We start from the raw sequence: 20,041 nt of genomic DNA, 5'->3' as shown, positions 1-20,041 counted from the left end.
GGCACACCTCCCCCTGGTCCCCCTGGACGCTCCCCTTCAGCAAGCAATGCCCGCCTCCCGGGCGCCGCACGCGGGCGCACGGGCGCGCACGGGCGTACGAAGGGGGAGTGAAAGGCGCGCGTTAGGCTCGGGACGATCGCGCACGCCGATCGTCAGCGCCCGAGGGGAGCCCCGTTACATGGACACCGCCACGTCCCAGGAGACCGGCCGGATCAGCTACCGCGAAGCGGTCCTCGACGACGTCCCGGCCCTCGTCCCGCTCGTCGAGTCGGCCTACCGGGGCGACGCCAGCCGGGGCGGCTGGACCACGGAGGCGGACATCCTCCAGGGGCAGCGCACCGACCCCGAGGGCGTGACCGCGGTCATCACCGCCCCCGGCAGCCGGCTCCTGGTCGTCGAGCGCGACGGCGAGCTCGTCGCCTGCTGCCAGCTGGAGCACCGGGGCGAGGCCGCGTACTTCGGCATGTTCGCGGTCCGCCCCGAGCTGCAGGGCGCGGGCCTGGGCAAGCAGATCATCGCGGAGGCCGAGCGCCGGGTGCGCGAGCTGTGGGACGCGCGCGAGATGCACATGACGGTGATCTCCGTGCGCGAGGAGCTGATCGCCTGGTACGAGCGGCGCGGCTACCGGCGCACGGGCCGGATGACCCCGTTCCCGTACGGCGACGAGCGCTTCGGACTGCCCCAGCGCGACGACCTGGAGTTCGAGCTGCTGATCAAGCAGCTCGGCTGAACCCCGTACGGCGGAAGAGTGGCTTCAACCCTGACCGACAGGAAAAACTTCTGTCGGCAGGGGGGGCACGCAGGATAATTTCTCTTGCCTCCCCTTGTGGGAACGAAGCGTCAATGGTTACGTTGTCTTGACGCAAGGTTCTCCTGTGGAGGAAGAGGCATGACGGAAATTCTTGTGCAGGACGTGACCGGTGGGGCGATATCCACCGACGCCCGCGTGATCGACCACCCGGCCTGGGCCGAGCTCAAGAATGCCGTGGAGGAGATCCGCCCCTGGCAGAGCGCCGACGGCTCCATCGACTTCGAGGCCGAGGGCGCCCCCGCCCGCGCGCTCGTCGAGCTCGCCGTCGACCGCCTGACCGCGGCCGTCGAGCAGCTCTCCCCGCTCGTCCCGCACGACGGCGCCTACCACCGCGCCCTCGTCGCGGACCTGCGCAAGTGGGTCGAGAGCGGCTTCACCGTGCCGGACTTCCTGGACTCCCTCATGGAGTTCCACCCGGCCGCCGGCCGTGCCGACGGGCTCCAGCACCTCGTGCTCTTCCCGATGTACACGCAGAACGGCAACCTCGACCGCAACTTCGAGGCCGTCGTGCTCCGCATGGTCTGGCCGGAGTGGCTCTCCGAGCTGGAGCGCACCCGCTACGACAACCCGGGCTTCTGCGGCATCACCTTCGAGGACTTCACCGCCGGTTACGACACCAACTCGGCCGTCCTCTTCCCCGAGACCGTCGCCGTCCGCGAGGTCCCCGAGCGCTTCACCTGGGGCGGCATCTTCTGCGACCGCGAGGCCGCGCGCTTCCGCAAGGTCACCGAGGCCGCGGTCGACACCCTCGGCGTGAAGCTGCCCGAGGACATCGCCGTCATGCTCGGCGACCAGGAGCGCTGCCAGCAGGCCTTCGCGCTCTGGGACCTGGTCCACGACCGCGCCCACAGCCGCGGCGACCTGCCCTTCGACCCCTTCATGATCAAGCAGCGCCAGCCCTTCTGGATGTACGGCCTGGAGGAGCTCCGCTGCGACCTCACCGCCTTCAAGGAGGCCGTGAAGCTGGAGGCAGAGGGCAACGCGCACGGCCGTGACGTGCAGTACGCGGTCCTCTTCGACCGGATGTTCCGCTTCCCGCTCACCGGCGACCGCACCCGCAACTACGACGGTCTGGGCGGCCAGCTCCTCTTCGCGTACCTCCACAAGAACGACGTGGTGCGCTGGACGGACAACATCCTCACCATCGACTGGGACCGGGCCCCCGAGGTCACCAACCGCCTCTGCGCCGAGATCGAGACCCTCTACCGCGAGGGCATCGACCGCCCGAAGCTGGTCCACTGGTTCAAGGCGTACGAGTTCGTCTCCACCTACCTCGCCCCGCACCCGGGATCGAAGTGGGCCAAGGGTCCCGACGCCCTCGACCTGTCCCTCCCGCCGCGCAAGCTGGTCGACGACGTGCTTCCGGACGAGTTTCCGCTCAGCATGTTCTTTGAGGCCCTGGCCAAGAAGCTGAAGGGCGTGATCGCCGACACCAAGGGGATCACCGCCGCCGACGTCCCGAGCACCGTGCGGGCCGCCGCGTGAGCGACCTCACCGAGAACACCGAGGAGGCGTCGCCCATGATCTCCAACGGAAACGGCGGACCGCTCGACGGCGCCGTCATCGCGGTCGCCGGCGCGGCCGGCCCCGCGGGCCGCGCGACGCTGCTGCGTCTCGCCGAGGCCGGTGCCACGGTCGTCGCCTCCGACGCCGACCCGGCGCGCCTCGCGGAGGCCGTCGACGCCGCCCGCTACGCCCACGGCGGAGCCAAGGTCGTCGGCGACACGGTCGACCTCCTCGACCTGGACGCCACGCGCGACTGGGCCGCGAAGACCGAGAAGGAGTTCGGCCGGATCGACGGCCTGGTCCACCTGGTCGGCGGCTGGCGCGGCAGCGCCTCCTTCACGGAGACCGACCTCAAGGACTGGGACTTCCTGGAGAAGCTCCTGATCCGCACCGTCCAGCACACCTCGCTCGCCTTCCACGACGGGCTGCTGCGCGCCGGCGGACGCGGCCGGTACGCCCTGATCAGCCAGTCCGGCGCCCACAAGCCGGTCGCCAACAACGCCGCGTACAACGCCGGCAAGGCGGCCGCCGAGGCCTGGACCCTCGCCATGGCCGACTCCTTCCGCAAGCTGGGGGGCGACGACGGCCCGCAGGCGGCGGCTGCCATCCTGGTGATCAAGGCATTGGTGCACGACGCCATGCGCGCCGAACGCCCCAACGCGAAGTTCGCGGGCTTCACCGACGTCAAGGACCTGGCGAACGAGATCGCGGGTCTCTGGGACAAGCCCGCCCAGGAAGTGAATGGACAGCGTCTGTGGCTGACCCCCAAGCCGTGACCGCGGCACTCGGCCCCAGGACCGACGCACGTCGTCACCACGACCCGTCGGTCCGGGGCTTCGCCAGCGACAACTACGCCGGCGCCCACCCCGAGGTCCTCGCGGCCCTCGCCCTCGCCAACGAAGGCCACCAGGTCGCCTACGGCGAGGACCAGTACACCGAGCACCTCCAGCGGATCATGCACAGCCACTTCGGCCCCACCGCCGAAGCCTTCCCGGTCTTCAACGGGACCGGGGCGAACGTGACCGCCCTCCAGGCGCTCACCGACCGCTGGGGCGCCGTGATCTGCGCCGAGACCGCCCACATCAACGTGGACGAGGGCGGCGCGCCGGAGCGGATGGGCGGCCTCAAGCTGCTCACCGTCCCGACCCCGGACGGCAAGCTCACCCCCGAGCTGATCGACCGGCAGGCCTGGGGCTGGGAGGACGAGCACCGGGCCATGCCCCAGGTCGTCTCGATCACCCAGAACACGGAGCTCGGCACCGTCTACACGGTGGAGGAGATCCGCGCGATCGTCGAGCACGCCCACGCCAAGGGCATGAAGGTGCACCTCGACGGGGCCCGCATAGCCAACGCGGCAGCCTCGCTCGACGTGCCCATGCGCGCCTTCACCAACGCGGTCGGCGTGGACGTGATCTCGTACGGCGGCACGAAGAACGGCATGCTCTTCGGCGAGGCCGTCGTCGTGCTCAACCCCGACGCGGTCAGCCACATGAAGCACCTGCGCAAGCTGTCCATGCAGCTCGCCTCGAAGATGCGCTTCGTGTCGGTACAGCTGGAGGCCCTCCTCGCGAAGGACCTGTGGCTGCGCAACGCCCGCCACGGCAACGCGATGGCCCAGCGTCTCGCCGCCGGGGTGCGCGAGCTCGACGGGGTGGAGATCCTCTACCCGGTGCAGGCCAACGCGGTCTTCGCCCGCCTCCCGCACGAGGTGAGCCGACGCCTGCAGGAACGGTTCCGCTTCTACTTCTGGGACGAGGCCGCCGGCGATGTCCGCTGGATGTGCGCCTTCGACACCACGGAGGACGACGTGGACGCCTTCCTCCAGGCCCTGAAGGAAGAGCTGGCCCGCTGAGCAGGTCTGCATAAAAATGCGGCCGGACGGAAAGTCATTGACTCCGTCCGGCCGTTTTCATAGGGTCGTCCCGCATGGAACTCATTCAGCAGAACCCCGATATCGACGCGTACCTTGCGGCAAGCGAGTCGGTCGATCACGACCACCCGCTCGTCAAGGACGTCTCCGAGCGCCTCGCCGCGGATCATCCCGACGCATACTCATACGCCGAAGCGGCCTACGCCTTCGTCCGCGACACCATCCCGCACTCCATGGACTCCGGCGATCTCCGCGTCACCTGGCGCGCCTCCGACGTCCTGGAGCAGCGCAACGGCATCTGCTACGCCAAGTCCCTCGCCTACGCCGCGCTCCTGCGGGCCCGCGGAATCCCCGCCGCCCTCTGCTACCAGCGGCTCACCGAGGACGACGGCTCGGACCCGGTCGTCCACGGCCTCGTCGCCGTCCTGCTGCCCGGGGAGAGAGCCTGGGCCCGCCAGGACGTGCGGGGGAACAAGCCGGGCGTCGACGCCCGGTTCTCCCTGGGGGAGGAGCGGCTGGCCTGGACCGTACGGCCGGAGCTCGGCGAAGTGGACTACCCCGAGCTGTACGCCGAGCCGCACCCGGTCGTCCTGGGCGCCCTGAAGGCCGCCCCGGACCGCCCGTACCTCGACCGGACGCTGCCGGCCGAGCTGTGATCCGGGCGGTGCAGGAACGGTTCCGTCAGCCGGCTTCCTTGACCTGGGCCGGCGTCGGAGCCGTACCGCCGAGGTGCGCGGGAATCCACCAGGTGTCGTTCGCGTCCTTCGGTCGCACCGGGTAGGCGCGCTGCGCGGCCTCCAGGAGCTCCTGGACGCGCTCGCGGAGGCGCCGGGTGATCGCGCCCGCGTACTGGTCGGCGGGGGCCTCCACCGGCTCGCCCACGCGGATGGTCACCGGGATGTGGCTCCGCTTGAAGTTCCGCGGCTTGCCCTTCGTCCACAGCCGCTGGGTGCCCCACAGCGCCATCGGGATCAGCGGGACGCCCGCCTCCTGCGCCAGGCGCGCCGCACCCGTCTTGAAGCTCTTCAGCGTGAAGGACTGGGAGATGGTCGCCTCGGGGAAGACGCCGATGATCTCGCCGGCCCGCAGCGACTCCAGGGCGTGCTGGTACGCGTGCTCGCCCTGGGCGCGGTCCACCGGGATGTGCTTCATGCCGCGCATGAGCGGCCCCGAGATCTTGTGCTTGAAGACCGAGTCCTTCGCCATGAAGCGCACCAGGCGCTTCTGCGGCAGGGCGGCGAGACCGGTGAAGATGAAGTCCAGATAGCTGATGTGGTTGCTCACGAGCACCGCGCCGCCGGTCCGGGGGATGTGCTCCGAACCCTGCGTGTCGATCTTCAGGTCGAGCGCCTTGAACATGGTCAGAGCGGCGCCGATGACCGGTCGATAGACGAGTTCTGCCATCGGAGAGGAACCTCTTCTTCATGTGCCCGGAGGGGGGTTCTCCCGGCGAAGTTACGCGGCCGTAGGTTTTCGGCTTTGGGCAGATCGTGCCCCATGTGCGGCCCCGTGACCAGTCCAGACGGCTTCATACGGGGAGATTCTCGTCACTCGCGGTGGTCGGTGGCGGGAATCCATCGGCCCCGTGGGACGCTGCACCGGAGGAACGGGAGAGCGAAGGGAAGTGGGATGACCGAGGTCCTGGGGCCGGAGGCGCTCGGCGCCGCACTGGGGGAGCGGGCCACCCTCGTCCAGTTCTCGACGGCCTTCTGTCAGCCCTGCCGGGCCACCCGCCGCACCCTCGCCGAGGTCGCCGCGATGGTGCCGGGCGTGGGGCACGTGGAGATCGACGCCGAGGAGCGCCTCGACCTCGTGCGCGAGCTCGGCATCGCCCGTACCCCCACCGTCCTCGTCCTCGACGCCGCCGGACGCGTCGTCCGCAGGGCCGCGGGGCAGCCCCGCAGGGCGGACGTCATCGCAGCCCTGGGCCGCGCCGTCTGACGGACGGTCCGCCGCACGCCCGGCCGGGTCGTCTGACGAAGGGTTCGCCGCACGCACGCACGCACACACGCCCGCGCCGTCCGGCGAAGAGTTCGCCGCACGCCCGGCCGGGTCGTCTGACGGACGGTCCGCCGCGCGTCCGGCCGCGTGCGTCCGGCGCAGGGTCCGCCGCGGGCCGAGCGGGGCCCGAGCGTGGAAGGGCCCGGCGGGCCCGGTCTGACGCCGTGACACTTCTCCCACATCCCGGTACGCACTTGACTGCACCCGCCACCGATCGTCACCCTGACGGAGTGCCCATAGAACTCCTTCTCTACGGCCGGGCCCACGTGGATCTGGCCCGCAACGCGAGTGCGCGCTGTCCGGGTGTCTGACCACCCCAGGACCCCTCTCATGACGCCCTCGCAGAAGGACAACTCCATGACGGTTTCGCCCGAGCTCCGTACCGTTCCCACGATCGGCGCACCCCGGCAGGCCTCTCCCGATCTGCTCCGCTCCGTCTTCCGCCGGCACGCGGCCGGTGTCGCGGTCATCACCGCGCACGGCGAGCGGCCCGTCGGTTTCACCGCCACCTCGCTCAACTCCGTCGCCGCCGAACCCCCGCTGATCTCCTTCGGGGTGGGCACGGGCTCCTCCAGTTGGCCGGTGGTCTCCGAGGCCGAGTTCATCGGCGTGCACATACTCGGCGAGCACCAGCAGGAGCTCGCGGCCACCTTCGCGCGCAGCGGCGCCGACCGCTTCGGCGAGGGCACCCGCTGGAGCATCGGCCCCGAGGGCGTGCCCGTGCTCGACGGCGTCCTGGCCTGGCTGGTCTGCCGCGTGGTGGCCCGGGTGCCCGCCGGGGACCACCGGATCGTCATCGCGCAGGCGGTGGCCGGGGACCCGGACGGGGCGGGCCGGCCGCTCCTCTACCACCACGGCCGCTTCAACGCGCTGCGCGACTGAGAGTTCCCGTGCGCGCCGCTCTCCGCGCGTTGGCAAGGTCACATGCCTGAGCGCTTGCTCAGCGGTAACGAACTGGGTGTACTGACGAGTAATATTCCGGTCGGGGCGTCTGGCGCCCCGACCGGAAACCCGCCCTTCAGGCGCCTATGCTGCGAGCAACAAGGCAGCCCAGTTATGACCGATGCAGTAGGAGAGCCGGCGTGAGCTTGAGGATCGTTGTCTGTGTGAAGTACGTGCCCGACGCCACCGGCGACCGGCACTTCGCCGATGACCTGACCGTCGACCGCGACGACGTCGACGGCCTGCTGTCGGAGCTCGACGAGTACGCCGTCGAGCAGGCCCTGCAGATCGCCGAAGAGGCCGACGACGCCGAGGTCACCGTGCTCACGGTCGGCCCCGAGGACGCCAAGGACGCGCTGCGCAAGGCGCTCTCCATGGGCGCCGACAAGGCCGTCCACGTCGAGGACGACGACCTGCACGGCACCGACGTCATGGGCACCTCGCTGGTGCTCGCCAAGGCGATCGAGAAGGTCGGCTACGACGTCGTCATCGCCGGCATGGCCTCCACCGACGGCACCATGGGCGTCCTCCCGGCCATCCTCGCCGAGCGCCTGGGCGTCCCGCAGGTCACCCTGCTCTCCGAGGTCAAGATCGAGGACGGCGTCGTCACGGGCCGCCGCGACGGCGACACCGCCTCCGAGCAGCTGGAGGCCTCGCTTCCGGCCGTCGTCTCCGTGACGGACCAGTCGGGCGAGGCCCGCTACCCGTCCTTCAAGGGCATCATGGCCGCCAAGAAGAAGCCGGTCGAGTCCCTGGACCTGGAGGACCTGGAGATCGAGGCCGACGAGGTCGGCCTGGAGGGTGCCTGGACCGCGGTCGACTCCGCCGCCGAGCGTCCGGCCCGCACCGCCGGCACGATCGTCAAGGACGAGGGCGAGGGCGGCAAGCAGCTGGCCGAGTTCCTCGCGAGCCAGAAGTTCATCTAAGGCTCCCGAGAGCCCACCAGACCGCCCCTTCCGTTCTCAGGAGATTGAAGTCCCATGGCTGAGATTCTCGTCTACGTCGACCACGTCGACGGAGCCGTCCGCAAGCCCACCCTGGAGCTGCTGACCCTCGCCCGCCGCCTCGGCGACCCGGTCGCCGTCGCCCTCGGCAACGGCGCCGCCGACACCGCCGCCGCGCTCGCCGAGCACGGCGCGGTGAAGGTCCTCACCGCCGACGCCCCCGAGTTCGCCGAGTACCTCGTCGTCCCGAAGGTCGAGGCCCTCCAGGCCGCGTACGAGGCCGTCTCCCCGGCCGCCGTGCTCGTCCCGTCCTCCGCCGAGGGCAAGGAGATCGCCGCCCGCCTCGCGGTGCGCATCGGCTCCGGCATCATCACCGACGCCGTCGACCTGGAGGCCGGTGACGAGGGCCCGGTCGCGACGCAGTCCGCGTTCGCCGCCTCCTTCACCACCAAGTCCCGCGTCTCCAAGGGCACCCCGGTCATCACGGTCAAGCCGAACTCGGCCCCCGTCGAGGCCGCCCCGGCCGCCGGCGCCGTCGAGGCGCTCGCCGTCTCCTTCTCGGAGATGGCCCACGGCACCAAGATCACCGCCCGCACCCCGCGCGAGTCGACCGGCCGCCCGGAGCTGACCGAGGCCGCGATCGTGGTCTCCGGCGGCCGCGGCGTCAACGGCGCCGAGAACTTCGCCGTCATCGAGGCGCTCGCCGACTCGCTCGGTGCCGCCGTCGGCGCCTCCCGCGCCGCCGTCGACGCCGGCTGGTACCCGCACTCCAACCAGGTCGGCCAGACCGGCAAGTCGGTCTCGCCGCAGCTGTACATCGCCTCCGGCATCTCCGGCGCGATCCAGCACCGCGCGGGCATGCAGACCTCGAAGACCATCGTCGCCATCAACAAGGACGCCGAGGCTCCGATCTTCGACCTCGTCGACTACGGCGTCGTGGGCGACCTCTTCGACGTCGTCCCGCAGCTCACCGAAGAGGTCAAGTCCCGCAAGGGCTGATGACCTGCGGTTCTGTCGGTCCCGGGGGCCGCACGGCGATCACTCGCCGTGCGGCCCCCGGCCGTTTCGGACAACCATTGACGCAGGTCCGAGGGCCTACTAATTTTGCTATACGGATTGTTGATTCCGTGCAGCGGAAAACAGGAGGATGCAGGATGGGTCAGCAGGAGAAGGTGTCGACGAGCCTCGCCGGCGCGGTCAGCGAGGGCATCAGCGCCTCCCTCGCAGCGGTGGACGCCGAGCTCGACCGGCGCTACCCGGGAGACCCCGGCACCCGCCAGCCCGTCCACACGGTCTACGTCCCCGGCAACGTCTTCGACGCCGGCACCATCCGCTCCTGGGGCGACCAGGCCCTCGCCGCACTCGACGAGCACGCCCCCGACGCCGCCTCCTTCGCCGCCGTCCTCGGCCTCTCCGACGAGCTCGCCGAGGACGTCTACGGCCGCGTACGGGCCAAGCTGGAGCGCGAGCCCATCGAGGACCTCCGCGTCGACTTCGAGGACGGCTACGCCGGCCGGGACGAGGACCAGGACGCCGCCCGCGCCGCCCGCCTGATCTCCGAGGCGTACGCGAACGGCACCGCCGCCCCGTACATGGGCATCCGGATGAAGTGCATGGAGGCCGCCGTACGCGACCGCGGCATCCGCACCACCGACGTCTTCCTCACCGGCCTCCTGGAGAACGGCGGCCTCCCCGACGGCCTCGTCCTCACCCTCCCCAAGGTCACCTACCCCGAGCAGGTCTCCGCCTTCGTCCGCCTCCTGGAGGCCTTCGAGAAGGCCCACGGCCTCGACGCTGGCCGCCTCGGCTTCGAGATCCAGATCGAGACCAGCCAGTCCATCCTCGCCAGCGACGGCACCGCCGCCGTGGCCCGCATGATCGGCGCCGCAGAGGGCCGCGCCACCGGACTGCACTACGGCACCTTCGACTACAGCGCCTGCGTCGGCGTCTCCGCCGCCTACCAGGCCAGCGACCACCCGGCCGCCGACCACGCCAAGGCGATCATGCAGGTCGCCGCCGCCGGCACCGGCGTCCGCGTCTCCGACGGCTCCACCAACGTCCTGCCCGTCGGCTCCACCGAGCACGTCCACGAGGCCTGGCGCCTGCATTATGGCCTCACCCGCCGCGCCCTGGCCCGCGCCTACTACCAGGGCTGGGACATGCACCCCGGCCACATCCCCACCCGCTACGCCGCCGTCTTCGCCTTCTACCGCGAGGGCTTCGAGACCGCCGCCAAGCGCCTCTCCGCCTACGCCAACCACGTCGGCGGCGACGTCATGGACGAGCCCGCAACCGCCAAGGCCCTCAGCTCCTACCTGCTGCGCGGCCTCCAGTGCGGCGCCCTCGACGCCGCCGAGGTCGACGCCCTCACCGGCATGACCCGCGCCGACCTCGACCGCTTCGCCGCCCCGCGCCGAGGCGACCTCACCGCCACCACTGATCGCTAAACGGTCACTTTCCCGCCAACTGCCCCGTACTCTTGTCGAGTTCATAAGATCGACAGGGGGACGGGGCAGCGGTGTCATCGGGGGAGAACGGGCGGATCGCGGACCGCTACAGAATCGTGCGGCAGCTCGGACGCGGCGGCATGGGCGTCGTCTGGCGGGCCGTCGACGAGGTGCTCGGCCGCGAGGTGGCCGTCAAGGAGCTCCGTACGTACACGGACGCGGCCGCGCCCGAACTGGCCGACCTGCGCCTGCGGATGACCCGCGAGGCGCGCGCCGCCGCCCGGGTCCGCCACCCCGGAGTCGTGGCCGTCCACGACGTCACCGAACACGAGGGCCGACCGGTCATCGTCATGGAGCTCGTCGAGGGGCCCTCCCTCGCCGACGTCCTCGGCGAGCGCGGCGCCATCGACCCCGCCGAGGCCGCCCGCATCGGCGCCCACGTCCTGGAGGCGCTGGCCGCGGCGCACGACGTGGGCGTCCTCCACCGGGACGTGAAGCCCGGCAACATCCTGCTCGACAGTTCGGGCCGGATCGTCCTCACCGACTTCGGCATCGCCACGATGGAGGACCCCGGCGACGGCTCCGCGACGCACCTCACGCGCAGCGGCGAGATCGTCGGCTCCCTCGACTTCCTCGCCCCCGAGCGCGCCCAGGGGCAGGACCCGGGGCCCGCGTCGGACGTGTGGGCGGTGGGCGCGACCCTGTACGCGGCGGTCGAGGGCTCCTCGCCCTTCCGTCGTACGTCGACCTGGTCGACCCTCGCCGCCATCGTCACCGAGCCCCTCCCGGAGCCCGTCCGCGCCGGACCCCTCGCCCCGCTCCTGCTCCGCCTCCTCGACAAGGACCCCGCCGCCCGCCCGACCGCCCGCGAGGCGGCGCGGCTCCTCGGCGCGATGGGGGAGACAGCGGCCTCCGGCGGGGCGCCGGAACCCGAAGGCGCCGAGGAGGGAGTCCTCGCTCCGGAGGCTCCCGCGCCGAACCCGTACGCGGGTCCCGTGGAGCCGAACCCGTACGCCGGTGCCTTCGGACCGCCGGTCCCCGTCGCCGACCCGGTCGCCGCCCCTGTTCCCGTGCCGCCCGTTCAGCTCGACACGGGCGTGGGCACGGGCGTGGGCACGGGCGGACGGGCCGAGGCGCGGCGCGCCGGAGCGAAGCCGCGCCGGGGGAACGTGCTGGTCGCCGCCGCCGTGGCCGCCGTCCTCCTTGCCGGCGGCGGCATCACGTACGCCCTCATGGACCACGACAGCGGCACGCAGGCCGTCGGCGAGACCCCGCAGGACGGCGACCGGGGCGGTGCCACCACCGGGGGCGACCCCGGTCGCGTCCTGGACCCGGGGAGCAGCACCGCGCCCTCCGGCCGGCCGAGCGGCAGCGCCACGCCCTCCGCCGGACCGACCCCCTCGGGCCGGGAGTCGGGCGCGGCGGCCGGCGGCGCACCGGCCACCGACGGGCCCGGCTCCGACGGCTCGGACCCGGGCTCCGCGGCGGGCGGCTCGGCGGCGGGTGGCGCCGGTTCGGACACCGCGTCCGGAGCGGGCGGCGGCGGAGGCGGCGGTACGAAGGCCCCGGGCACGACCGCCGGAGGCGCCGCCACCGCCGGCGGCACCAGCACGACCGGTGGTGCCGGCACGACCGGCGGCTCCTCCGGGGGCGGCACCACGACCGCGCCCACCACCGAGGCCCCGCCGCCCGCCTCCGGCTGCACCGCCTCCGGCTCCTCAGCCACCTGCCAGGTCGTACGGAGCGCCACCACCACCCGGTACGACGGCGGGGAGATGGGCACGGTCGGAGCCGGCCCGCACACGTTCTACTGCCAGGTCGACCTCGACCGGACCGAGACGTACGGCGGAACCACCAGCCGCTGGTTCGCCCGCACCGACGACGACAGCGGCAACACCAACGTCTACCTCAGCGTGCTCCACCTGTCGGGCGGCGCGGGCGGCGGCCCCGTGGCGGGCCTCCGCATCTGCTGAAGCAGGCTCTGCCGAGCAGCTCTGCCGGGCGACGGGCCTCAGGTGGCCGGCGGTGCGATCTCGCCCGATCCACGGGCGATCAGCGTCGTGCCGAGCACCAGTCGCTCCGGCGCCTCGTCGGTCCCGTCGAGGCGCCGGAAGAGGCGCTCCGCCGCCGTTCGGCCGAGCGCGGCGGCGTCCTGGGCGACGACCGTGACCCCGAGCAGATCGGCCAGTTCGATGTCGTCGAAGCCGACCAGGGCGACGGGCCGGCCGTGCCGGGCGAGGGCCCGGACCACGGTCACGGTGACCCGGTTGTTCCCCGAGAACAGGGCCGTCACGGGCTCCGGCGCCGCCAGCATCTCCCGTACCGCCGTGCTCACCCGCTCCGGGTCGGTGGACCCGAGGGAGACCCAGGCGTCCCGGACCGGAAGGCCCGCGTCCGTCATCGCCGCACGGTAGCCGCGCAGCCGCTCGGCCGCCGTGTGGATGCGGGGGCGGTCGCCGATGAAGCCGATCCGGCGGTGGCCGTGCGCGATCAGATGGGCCACGCCCGCGCGTGCCCCGCCGAAGCTGTCGGAGAGGACGGCGTCGGCGTCGATCCGTCCGGCGGGCCGGTCGACGAAGACCGTGGCGACCCCCGCCCTCATCTCGGGTTCCAGATACCGGTGGTCGTCACCGGCGGGGATCACGATGAGGCCGTCGACCCGGCGTGCGCAGAGCGCGAGCGCCAACTCCTGCTCCCGCTCCGGGTCCTCGGCGCTCGAGCCGTTGAACAGCAGGGCCCCGTGCGCCCGCGCGACCTCCTCGACCGCCCGGCTGAGCGGCCCGTAGAAGGGGTCGGCGAGATCCTCCAGGACGAGGCCGACGGTCGCCGTCCTGCCCTTGCGCAGGACCCGCGCGCTGTCGTTGCGGCGGAAGCCGAGGGCCTCGATGGCCTCCCGCACCCGGCGCTCGGTGTCCGGGGTGACGCCCGCCTCGCCGTTGACGACCCGGGACACCGTCTTGAGGCCGACGCCCGCCCGGGCGGCGACGTCCTTCATCGTGGGCCGGGTGCCGTAGCGGGGCTCGGTGCGGCGGGCGATGTCGGCCACGATGTGCGGTTCCTCCCGAGCGTGACGAGTCGATCTCGGTTCGAGCATAGGGCCTGGACAACGTTGTCAGGAGCGGGTGAGACTGTACGGAACGACCTCCCGCTCCCGGCCGCCGACTGGAGACCCCGCGCCCATGCCCATCGACCCCGCCACGGGCCTCGTCGCCGCCCTCGACATCGGAGGGACCAAGATCGCCGGCGCCCTGGTCGACGGCGAGGGCCGCGTCCGCGTCCGGTCGCGGCGGCCCACGCCCGCGCGTGAGGGCGGCGAGACGGTGATGGCGGCGGTCGAGGCGGTCCTCGCCGACCTCGCTGCCTCCCCGCTGTGGGAGACCGTCGGGGCCGTCGGGATCGGCAGCGCGGGCCCGGTCGACGCCTCCCTAGGGACCGTCAGCCCGGTGAACGTGCCCGGCTGGCGCGACTACCCGCTCGTCGAACGGGTCCGCCGGGCCACGGGCGGCCGCCCGGTCACCCTCGTCGGCGACGGCGTCGCCATGACGGCCGCCGAACACTGGCTCGGGGCCGCCCGGGGCCACGCCAACGCCCTGTGCCTCGTGGTCTCCACGGGTGTCGGCGGCGGTCTCGTCCTCGACGGCCGGATCCACCCGGGCCCTACCGGCAACGCCGGGCACATCGGTCACGTCCCGGTGGACCTGGACGGCGAGCCCTGCGCCTGCGGCGGGCGCGGCTGCGTCGAGCGCATCGCCGCCGGCCCGCCCCTCGCCCGCCGAGCCCTGGAGAACGGCTGGCGGCCGGGGCCCGACGGCGACGTCTCCGCCGCCGCCGTGGCCGCCGCCGCGCAGGCCGGGGACCCGATCGCCGTCGCCGCGTTCGAGCGCGCGGCCCAGGCGCTCGCGGCGGGCATCGCCGCCACCGCGGCGCTCGTCGAGATCGACCTCGCGGTCGTCGGCGGCGGGGTGGCGGGCGCCGGCGAGGCCCTCTTCGCCCCGCTCCGGCGCAGCCTCGACACGTACGCCAGGCTCTCCTTCGTCCGGAACCTGACGGTCGTCCCCGCCGCCACGGGCACGGACGCGGGCCTCCTCGGCGCCGCGGCGGCGGCGATGCCGCCAGGGGCGGGAGCCACGGGCTGAGGGGCCACGGGCTGAGGCACCACCGGCCGAGGCATCACCGGCCGAGGCATCACCGGCCGAGGGGCTACCGGCCGAGGGGCCACGGGCGCGGGCGCCGCCCCGCTCACCCGACCGCCCCGCTCACCCGCCCCGGGTCGGCCCCCGCTCCCGCACTCGCTCCGGGCCCGGCCCCCGCTCCCGTACGCGCTCCGGGCCGGCGCTCACTCCCGTACCCGCTCCGGCGCCCGCTGTTCGACGATCACCAGGAACGCGTCGGACTCCAGGTCCATCACGACCCGGGCCGGCACCCCCTCCTCGCGCCGCGCTCCGGCGAACTCCTCCGCCGGCCAGCTGCCCCGCGGGCCGCCGGCCGGAAACCGTTCGAGAACCGTACGACTCATCTCCGTACCCCCTCGTGCTCGCCGTTCTCAACGACGGCCGCCCGGAAGTGTCACGCACATGCCGAGACATGTGTTCGTGGTTTCCGTGGCAGGGTGTTGCGGGCAAGCCACTGGGGGCTATCGATGAGGGGGAAATCGTGATCGTCTGGATCAACGGGACGTTCGGCGCGGGAAAGTCCAGCACCGCGCGCGAGCTGGTCGATCTGATCCCGAGCAGCACCCTGTACGACCCCGAGGTCACCGGCGGGGGACTGCGCCGGCTCCTCCCGGCCAAGCGACTCGCCGAGGTCGAGGACTACCAGGACCTGCCGATCTGGCGCCGACTGGTCGTCGACACCGCCGCCGCCCTGCTCGCCGAGGTGGGCGGCGTCCTCGTCGTCCCGATGACCCTGCTCCGCCAGGAGTACCGGGACGAGATCTTCGGCGGGCTCGCCGCCCGCCGCATCGACGTGCGCCATGTGCTGCTCGCCCCGGAGGAAACGATCCTGCGGGCGCGGATCGACGGCCGCTCGGAGTACGGCGACCCCGAGGTCGACGCCCGCGTACGGGAGTGGTGCCACCAGCACCTGCCGCCGTACCGCGCCGCCCTCGACTGGCTCGCCGCCGACGCGTACACGCTCGACACCTCGGCGCTCACCGCGGCCGAGGCCGCCCGGGCCGTCGCCGACGCGGTCCTGGCCGGGCAGGTCGCGCCCTGCGGCATCGTCCAGACGCCCGAACCGACCGGCGAGACCCTCGCCGCCGGCGTCCTGCTCTTCGACGAGCAGGACCGCTTCCTGCTCGTCGACCCCACCTACAAGCCCGGCTGGGAGTTCCCCGGCGGCGTCGTCGAGCCCGGCGAACCCCCGGCCCGGGCCGGCATGCGCGAGGTAGCCGAGGAGATCGGCCTCGAACTCGACGCCGTACCCCGCCTGTTGCTCGTCGACTGGGAACGCCCCAAGCCCCCCGGCTACGGCGGGCTCCGCCTCCTCTTCGACGGCGGCACCCTCCGCGCCGCCGACACCGCGCGCCTCCACCTGCCCGGCGCCGAACTCCGCGGCTGGCGGTTCGTCACCGAGGAGGAGGCCGCGGAGCTGCTGCCCCCCGTCCGCTACCGCCGCCTCCGCTGGGCCCTGCGCGCCCGCGAACGCGGCACGGTCCTCAACCTGGAGGCGGGCGTCCCGGTGGGCTGACCCCTTACTGCCGGGCCGCCGCCGTGAGCTGGGCCGCCGTGTCCGTGGTCACCGGTGCCCCGTGCCCGCAGCACAGCACCGAGGGGGCGAGCTTCGCGAGCGCCCGCATCGAGTCCAGGGCGAGCGCGCGGTCGACATGGAACACGCCGAACGTCACGCCCTGCACCGACGCCACCGTGTCCCCGGCGAACAGCACGCCGTGGCGCGGCAGGTGGACGGCGATCGAGCCGGGGGTGTGGCCAGGGGTGTGCACCACCACGGCGCCGTCGCCGAAGCCCAGCTCCTCGCCGTCCTCGACCTCCCGGTCGACCCGGGTCGGCGGCGCCTCGGGCGTGCTCAGACCGTGCGCGAAGAGGGGGCGCTCCCAGTCCAGGAGGTCGGGCTCCGGGACCGGGGCCTCGCCCCGGATCACCGGAGCGTCGAGCCGGTGCGCGAGGGTCTCGGCGCCGTGCCGGTCCGCCAGCTCCTGGGCCGAGCCCACGTGGTCCCGGTGACAGTGGGTCAGCACGATCCGGCGCAGCCGGTCCGGGGCCAGGCCGGCCGACCGTATGGCCGCGTCGATGCCGTCCGCCGTGCCGGCCCAGCCGGCGTCGATCAGGGTCAGCTCCTCCTCGTCCTGCCACAGATAGGCCTGGCCGATGGAGAAGTCGAGGAGGTGCAGTCGAGGGGTGATCCGGGACAGTTCGATGGATGCCATACGGCGAACCTACGCATCCGCGCAGGTCCGCCGTATGCTTCTACGCTCTCGGCGAGCTTCGCCGAGCGCTGAAACCCAGCGCTGAAACCCAGCGCTGAACCGATTCGCCGTCAGCCCTGCTTCGAGCGGGCGTAGTTGACGAGGAAGTGCGCCTCGGCCACCGACAGCCGCTCCAGCTCCTCCGGCGAGACGGACTCGTTCGGCGCGTGGATCTGCGCCTCCGGCTCGCTCAGACCGATCAGCAGGATCTCCGACTCCGGGTAGAGCGAGGCCAGCGTGTTGCACAGCGGGATCGAGCCGCCCATGCCCGCCGTCTGCATCTCCTCACCGGGGTACGCGATCCGCATCGCCTCGGCCATCGACGCGTACGCCGGGCTGGAGGTGTCCGCCTGGAACGGCTGGCCCTGGCCGACCTGCTCCAGGGACACCCGGGCGTCCCACGGGGTGTGCTTCTCGATGTGCGCGAAGAGCAGCTTCGTCACCTCGGCCGCGTCCTCGCCCGGCGGCACCCGCAGGCTGATCTGCGCACGGGCCGACTTCGGGACCGACGGGGTCGCGCCGGCCACCGGGTGGGCGTCGATGCCGATGACCGTGACCGCGGGGCGCGCCCAGATCCGGTCGGCGACGGTGCCGGCGCCCGGCAGGGACACGCCGGACAGGACCTTGGCGTCCTGGCGGAAGTCCTCCTCCGGGTACTGGAGGCCCTCCCACACCTGGTCGCTCGCGAGGCCGTCGATGACGGTGGAGCCGTCCGGGCCGCGCAGCGAGTCCAGGACGCGGATCAGCGCGGCCAGCGCGTCGGGCGCGGCGCCGCCGAACTGACCGGAGTGCAGATTGCCCTCCAGGGTGTCGATCGTGACCCGGATCATCGTCATGCCGCGCAGGGTCGCGGTCACGGTCGGCAGGCCCACGCGGAAGTTGCCCGCGTCGCCGATCACGATGGCGTCGGCCGTGAGCAGCTCGGGGTGCTGCTCCGCGTACCGCTCCAGACCGCCGGTGCCCTGCTCCTCCGAGCCCTCGACGATGACCTTGACCGTCACCGGCACGCCGCCGTTCGCCTTGAGGGCGCGCAGCGCGAGCAGGTGCATGATGAAGCCGCCCTTGCAGTCGGCGGTGCCGCGCCCGTACCAGCGGCCGTCCCGCTCGGTCAGCTCGAACGGCGGGGAGAGCCACACGGACTCGTCCAGCTTCGGCTGCACGTCGTAGTGCGCGTACAGCAGGACGGTCGGCGCGCCGGCCGGGCCGGGCAGGATGCCGTACACGGCCTGCGAGCCGTCGGGGGTGTCGAGCAGCGCCACGTCCTGGAAGTCCTCGGCGCGCAGGGCGTCCGCGACCCAGTTCGCCGCGGCCTCGCACTCGCTGCGGGGCGCCACGGCCTCGTCCGCCACCGACTCGAAGGCCACGAGCTCCGTGAGCTCGGCCTTGGCCCGGGGCATCAGTGACCGGACGGTCTCGGCGATCGGATTCGAGGTCATGGGCACGCTCCTGATGGGTGCGACGTTACGACGTGAGGACGGCGTTCGTCGTATGTCGTGGTACGCCGAACGCACCGTCGATCCTACGGGCGGCCCCCTGGCTACCGCGCCGTAGGATGCGTCAGGAGCAGACCACCGGTCGGATCAGGAGCAGAAGCACACGTGAGCAGCGAGCACGCAGAGAACGCCGGTCCGGAGCACACCGAGCCCGGAGGCGCGACTCCTGAGGCCGCCGAGGGCGCCGCCGGGAGCACGGAGGCGGAGCCGGCGCACCTCCCGGATGACGAGGCGTCGGACGAGGCGCCGGCCCCGGCGGCCGAGGAGTCGGCCGACGGGTCGGCGGACGTCTGGGACGTCGTGGTCGTCGGCGCCGGACCGGCCGGCGCGTCCGCGGCCTACGCGGCGGCGGTCGCGGGCCGCCGGGTGCTGCTCCTGGAGAAGTCCGAGCTGCCCCGGTACAAGACCTGCGGCGGCGGCATCATCGGCCCCTCCCGCGACTCGCTCCCGCCGGGCTTCGAACTGCCCCTCCAGGACCGGGTGCACGCCGTCACCTTCTCCCTGGACGGGCGCTTCGCCCGCACCCGCCGCTCGCGCCGGATGCTCTTCGGGCTCATCAACCGTCCGGAGTTCGACGCGCAGCTCGTCGAGCACGCGCAGAAGGCCGGCGCCGAACTGCGGACCGGCGCCACGGTGTCCCGGGTGGAGCAGCACGGCCCGGCCGTGCCGGACCGGCGGACCGTCGCCGTCGTCCTCGCCGACGGCGAGACGATCCTGGCGCGCGCGGTCGTCGGTGCCGACGGCAGCGCCAGCCGGATAGGAGCCCATGTGGGGGTGAAGCTCGGCCAGGTCGACCTGGGCCTCGAGGCGGAGATCCCCGTCCCGCCGTCCGTGGCGGAGGACTGGAAGGGCCGCGTCCTCATCGACTGGGGTCCGATGCCCGGCAGTTACGGCTGGGTGTTCCCCAAGGGCGACACGCTGACCGTCGGCGTCATCTCGGCGCGCGGCGAGGGCGCCGCCACCAAGCGGTACATGGAGGACTTCGTCGCCCGGCTCGGCCTCGCCGGCTTCGAGCCCACGATCTCCTCCGGCCATCTGACGCGCTGCCGCACCGACGACTCGCCGCTCTCCCGCGGCCGGGTCCTCGTCTGCGGCGACGCGGCCGGTCTCCTGGAGCCGTGGACGCGCGAGGGCATCTCGTACGCGCTGCGCTCGGGCCGTCTCGCGGGCGAGTGGGCGGTCCGGGTCGCCGAGTCGAACGACGCGGTCGACGCGCGGCGCCAGGCCCTGAACTACGCCTTCGCCATCAAGGCGGGGCTCGGGGTCGAGATGGCGGTCGGGCGGCGGATGCTCGCCGTCTTCGAGCGGCGTCCTGGACTGCTGCACGCGACGATAACGGGACTGCGGCCGGCCTGGAACGCCTTCGCCGACATCACCCGCGGCGCGGCCACGCTCGGTGGCATGGTCCGCTCGAACGGCATGGCGCGGCGGGCCCTGGAGCTCCTCGACAAGCGCATGGACACCACGGCCGGTGTCGGCCCGGCGGGGCGGGGCGTCAGCCCGCGCGAGCGCGCGGCGTCCGAGCAGGAGGGTGCGAAGGCCCTGGAGGCCTCGGAAGAGGTCTGACGGTTCCGATCGGTTCGATCACTTCGATCGGGTCGGT

The 20,041-nt window shown here is 72.8% G+C and carries 19 protein-coding genes; 14 read left to right on the top strand and 5 right to left on the bottom strand.

The genetic code is table 11. The annotated features are described in order from the left end of the window. The first annotated feature begins 178 nt into the window (after positions 1–178). The 5 genes from SVTN_RS05000 (at position 179) to SVTN_RS04980 (ending at position 4,843) form a co-directional block, all read left to right on the top strand. Positions 179–730, top strand: a complete 552-nt coding sequence (locus SVTN_RS05000) for a GNAT family N-acetyltransferase (protein WP_041127963.1) — start codon at positions 179–181, stop codon at positions 728–730. A 159-nt stretch (positions 731–889) separates the two neighbouring features. Beyond that, complete coding sequence (locus SVTN_RS04995) at positions 890–2,296, top strand: DUF6421 family protein (RefSeq protein ID WP_041127962.1); 1,407 nt, start codon at positions 890–892, stop codon at positions 2,294–2,296. Between the two features lie 35 nt (positions 2,297–2,331). Continuing rightward, positions 2,332–3,093 carry an SDR family oxidoreductase gene (locus SVTN_RS04990; RefSeq protein WP_041133597.1) on the top strand — a complete coding sequence of 254 codons (762 nt, stop codon included), beginning with the start codon at positions 2,332–2,334 and terminating at the stop codon, positions 3,091–3,093. Further along, the gene (locus SVTN_RS04985) at positions 3,090–4,169 is read left to right on the top strand and encodes a threonine aldolase family protein (protein WP_041127961.1); all 1,080 of its coding nucleotides are present in this window, start codon (positions 3,090–3,092) and stop codon (positions 4,167–4,169) included. The genes SVTN_RS04990 and SVTN_RS04985 overlap by 4 nt, the downstream gene beginning before the upstream one ends. 74 nt (positions 4,170–4,243) lie before the next feature. Further along, positions 4,244–4,843, top strand: a complete 600-nt coding sequence (locus SVTN_RS04980) for a transglutaminase-like domain-containing protein (protein WP_041127960.1) — start codon at positions 4,244–4,246, stop codon at positions 4,841–4,843. A gap of 25 nt (positions 4,844–4,868) precedes the next feature. On the opposite strand, the gene SVTN_RS04975 is transcribed toward SVTN_RS04980, so the two are convergent. Beyond that, complete coding sequence (locus SVTN_RS04975; RefSeq protein WP_041127959.1) at positions 4,869–5,591, bottom strand: lysophospholipid acyltransferase family protein; 723 nt, start codon at positions 5,589–5,591, stop codon at positions 4,869–4,871. Positions 5,592–5,816: 225 nt separating this feature from the next. Between SVTN_RS04975 and SVTN_RS04970 the strand changes: the two genes are divergently transcribed. From SVTN_RS04970 to SVTN_RS04945, 6 genes are all read left to right on the top strand, one after another. Next, the gene (locus tag SVTN_RS04970; protein WP_030686007.1) at positions 5,817–6,128 is read left to right on the top strand and encodes a TlpA family protein disulfide reductase; all 312 of its coding nucleotides are present in this window, start codon (positions 5,817–5,819) and stop codon (positions 6,126–6,128) included. A 417-nt stretch (positions 6,129–6,545) separates the two neighbouring features. After that, a complete protein-coding gene (locus SVTN_RS04965) occupies positions 6,546–7,070 on the top strand; it encodes a flavin reductase family protein (protein ID WP_041127958.1) in 525 nt (174 codons plus the stop codon). Positions 7,071–7,270: 200 nt separating this feature from the next. Beyond that, positions 7,271–8,056 carry an electron transfer flavoprotein subunit beta/FixA family protein gene (locus tag SVTN_RS04960; protein ID WP_052498974.1) on the top strand — a complete coding sequence of 262 codons (786 nt, stop codon included), beginning with the start codon at positions 7,271–7,273 and terminating at the stop codon, positions 8,054–8,056. 54 nt (positions 8,057–8,110) lie between these two features. Then, the gene (locus tag SVTN_RS04955) at positions 8,111–9,073 is read left to right on the top strand and encodes an electron transfer flavoprotein subunit alpha/FixB family protein (protein WP_041127956.1); all 963 of its coding nucleotides are present in this window, start codon (positions 8,111–8,113) and stop codon (positions 9,071–9,073) included. Positions 9,074–9,228: 155 nt separating this feature from the next. Continuing rightward, on the top strand, positions 9,229–10,521 hold the full coding sequence (locus tag SVTN_RS04950; protein WP_041127955.1) for a DUF6986 family protein: 1,293 nt from the start codon (positions 9,229–9,231) through the stop codon (positions 10,519–10,521). A gap of 71 nt (positions 10,522–10,592) precedes the next feature. Continuing rightward, positions 10,593–12,494: a serine/threonine-protein kinase gene (locus SVTN_RS04945; protein WP_041127954.1), complete on the top strand. Its 1,902-nt coding sequence runs from the start codon at positions 10,593–10,595 to the stop codon at positions 12,492–12,494. A 38-nt stretch (positions 12,495–12,532) separates the two neighbouring features. Here SVTN_RS04945 and SVTN_RS04940 read toward each other — a convergent pair whose 3' ends face one another. After that, the gene (locus tag SVTN_RS04940; protein ID WP_041127953.1) at positions 12,533–13,567 is read right to left on the bottom strand and encodes a LacI family DNA-binding transcriptional regulator; all 1,035 of its coding nucleotides are present in this window, start codon (positions 13,565–13,567) and stop codon (positions 12,533–12,535) included. Positions 13,568–13,700: 133 nt separating this feature from the next. On the opposite strand from SVTN_RS04940, the gene SVTN_RS04935 reads away from it, so the two are divergent. Beyond that, entirely contained in the window at positions 13,701–14,657 is a 957-nt protein-coding gene (locus tag SVTN_RS04935) for an ROK family protein (RefSeq protein ID WP_041127952.1), read from the top strand. Between the two features lie 200 nt (positions 14,658–14,857). Here the strand turns inward: SVTN_RS04935 and SVTN_RS04930 are convergent, their stop codons facing one another. After that, entirely contained in the window at positions 14,858–15,037 is a 180-nt protein-coding gene (locus SVTN_RS04930; protein ID WP_041127951.1) for a hypothetical protein, read from the bottom strand. 137 nt (positions 15,038–15,174) lie between these two features. Here SVTN_RS04930 and SVTN_RS04925 point away from each other — a divergent pair, with 137 nt between their 5' ends. Next, the gene (locus SVTN_RS04925; RefSeq protein WP_041127950.1) at positions 15,175–16,209 is read left to right on the top strand and encodes an NUDIX hydrolase; all 1,035 of its coding nucleotides are present in this window, start codon (positions 15,175–15,177) and stop codon (positions 16,207–16,209) included. A 4-nt stretch (positions 16,210–16,213) separates the two neighbouring features. Here the strand turns inward: SVTN_RS04925 and SVTN_RS04920 are convergent, their stop codons facing one another. Together SVTN_RS04920 and SVTN_RS04915 are read right to left on the bottom strand one after the other, a co-directional pair. Continuing rightward, positions 16,214–16,906, bottom strand: a complete 693-nt coding sequence (locus tag SVTN_RS04920; protein WP_078908210.1) for an MBL fold metallo-hydrolase — start codon at positions 16,904–16,906, stop codon at positions 16,214–16,216. A 110-nt stretch (positions 16,907–17,016) separates the two neighbouring features. Continuing rightward, positions 17,017–18,381, bottom strand: a complete 1,365-nt coding sequence (locus SVTN_RS04915) for a dipeptidase (protein ID WP_041127949.1) — start codon at positions 18,379–18,381, stop codon at positions 17,017–17,019. A 357-nt stretch (positions 18,382–18,738) separates the two neighbouring features. Between SVTN_RS04915 and SVTN_RS04910 the strand changes: the two genes are divergently transcribed. Then, on the top strand, positions 18,739–20,004 hold the full coding sequence (locus SVTN_RS04910; RefSeq protein WP_245727869.1) for a geranylgeranyl reductase family protein: 1,266 nt from the start codon (positions 18,739–18,741) through the stop codon (positions 20,002–20,004). Positions 20,005–20,041: the final 37 nt, after the last annotated feature.

Origin of the sequence: Streptomyces vietnamensis, from assembly GCF_000830005.1 — a bacterium.
Classification (GTDB): Bacteria; Actinomycetota; Actinomycetes; order Streptomycetales; family Streptomycetaceae; genus Streptomyces; species Streptomyces vietnamensis.
This window is presented reverse-complemented; position numbering and strand designations above follow the sequence as displayed.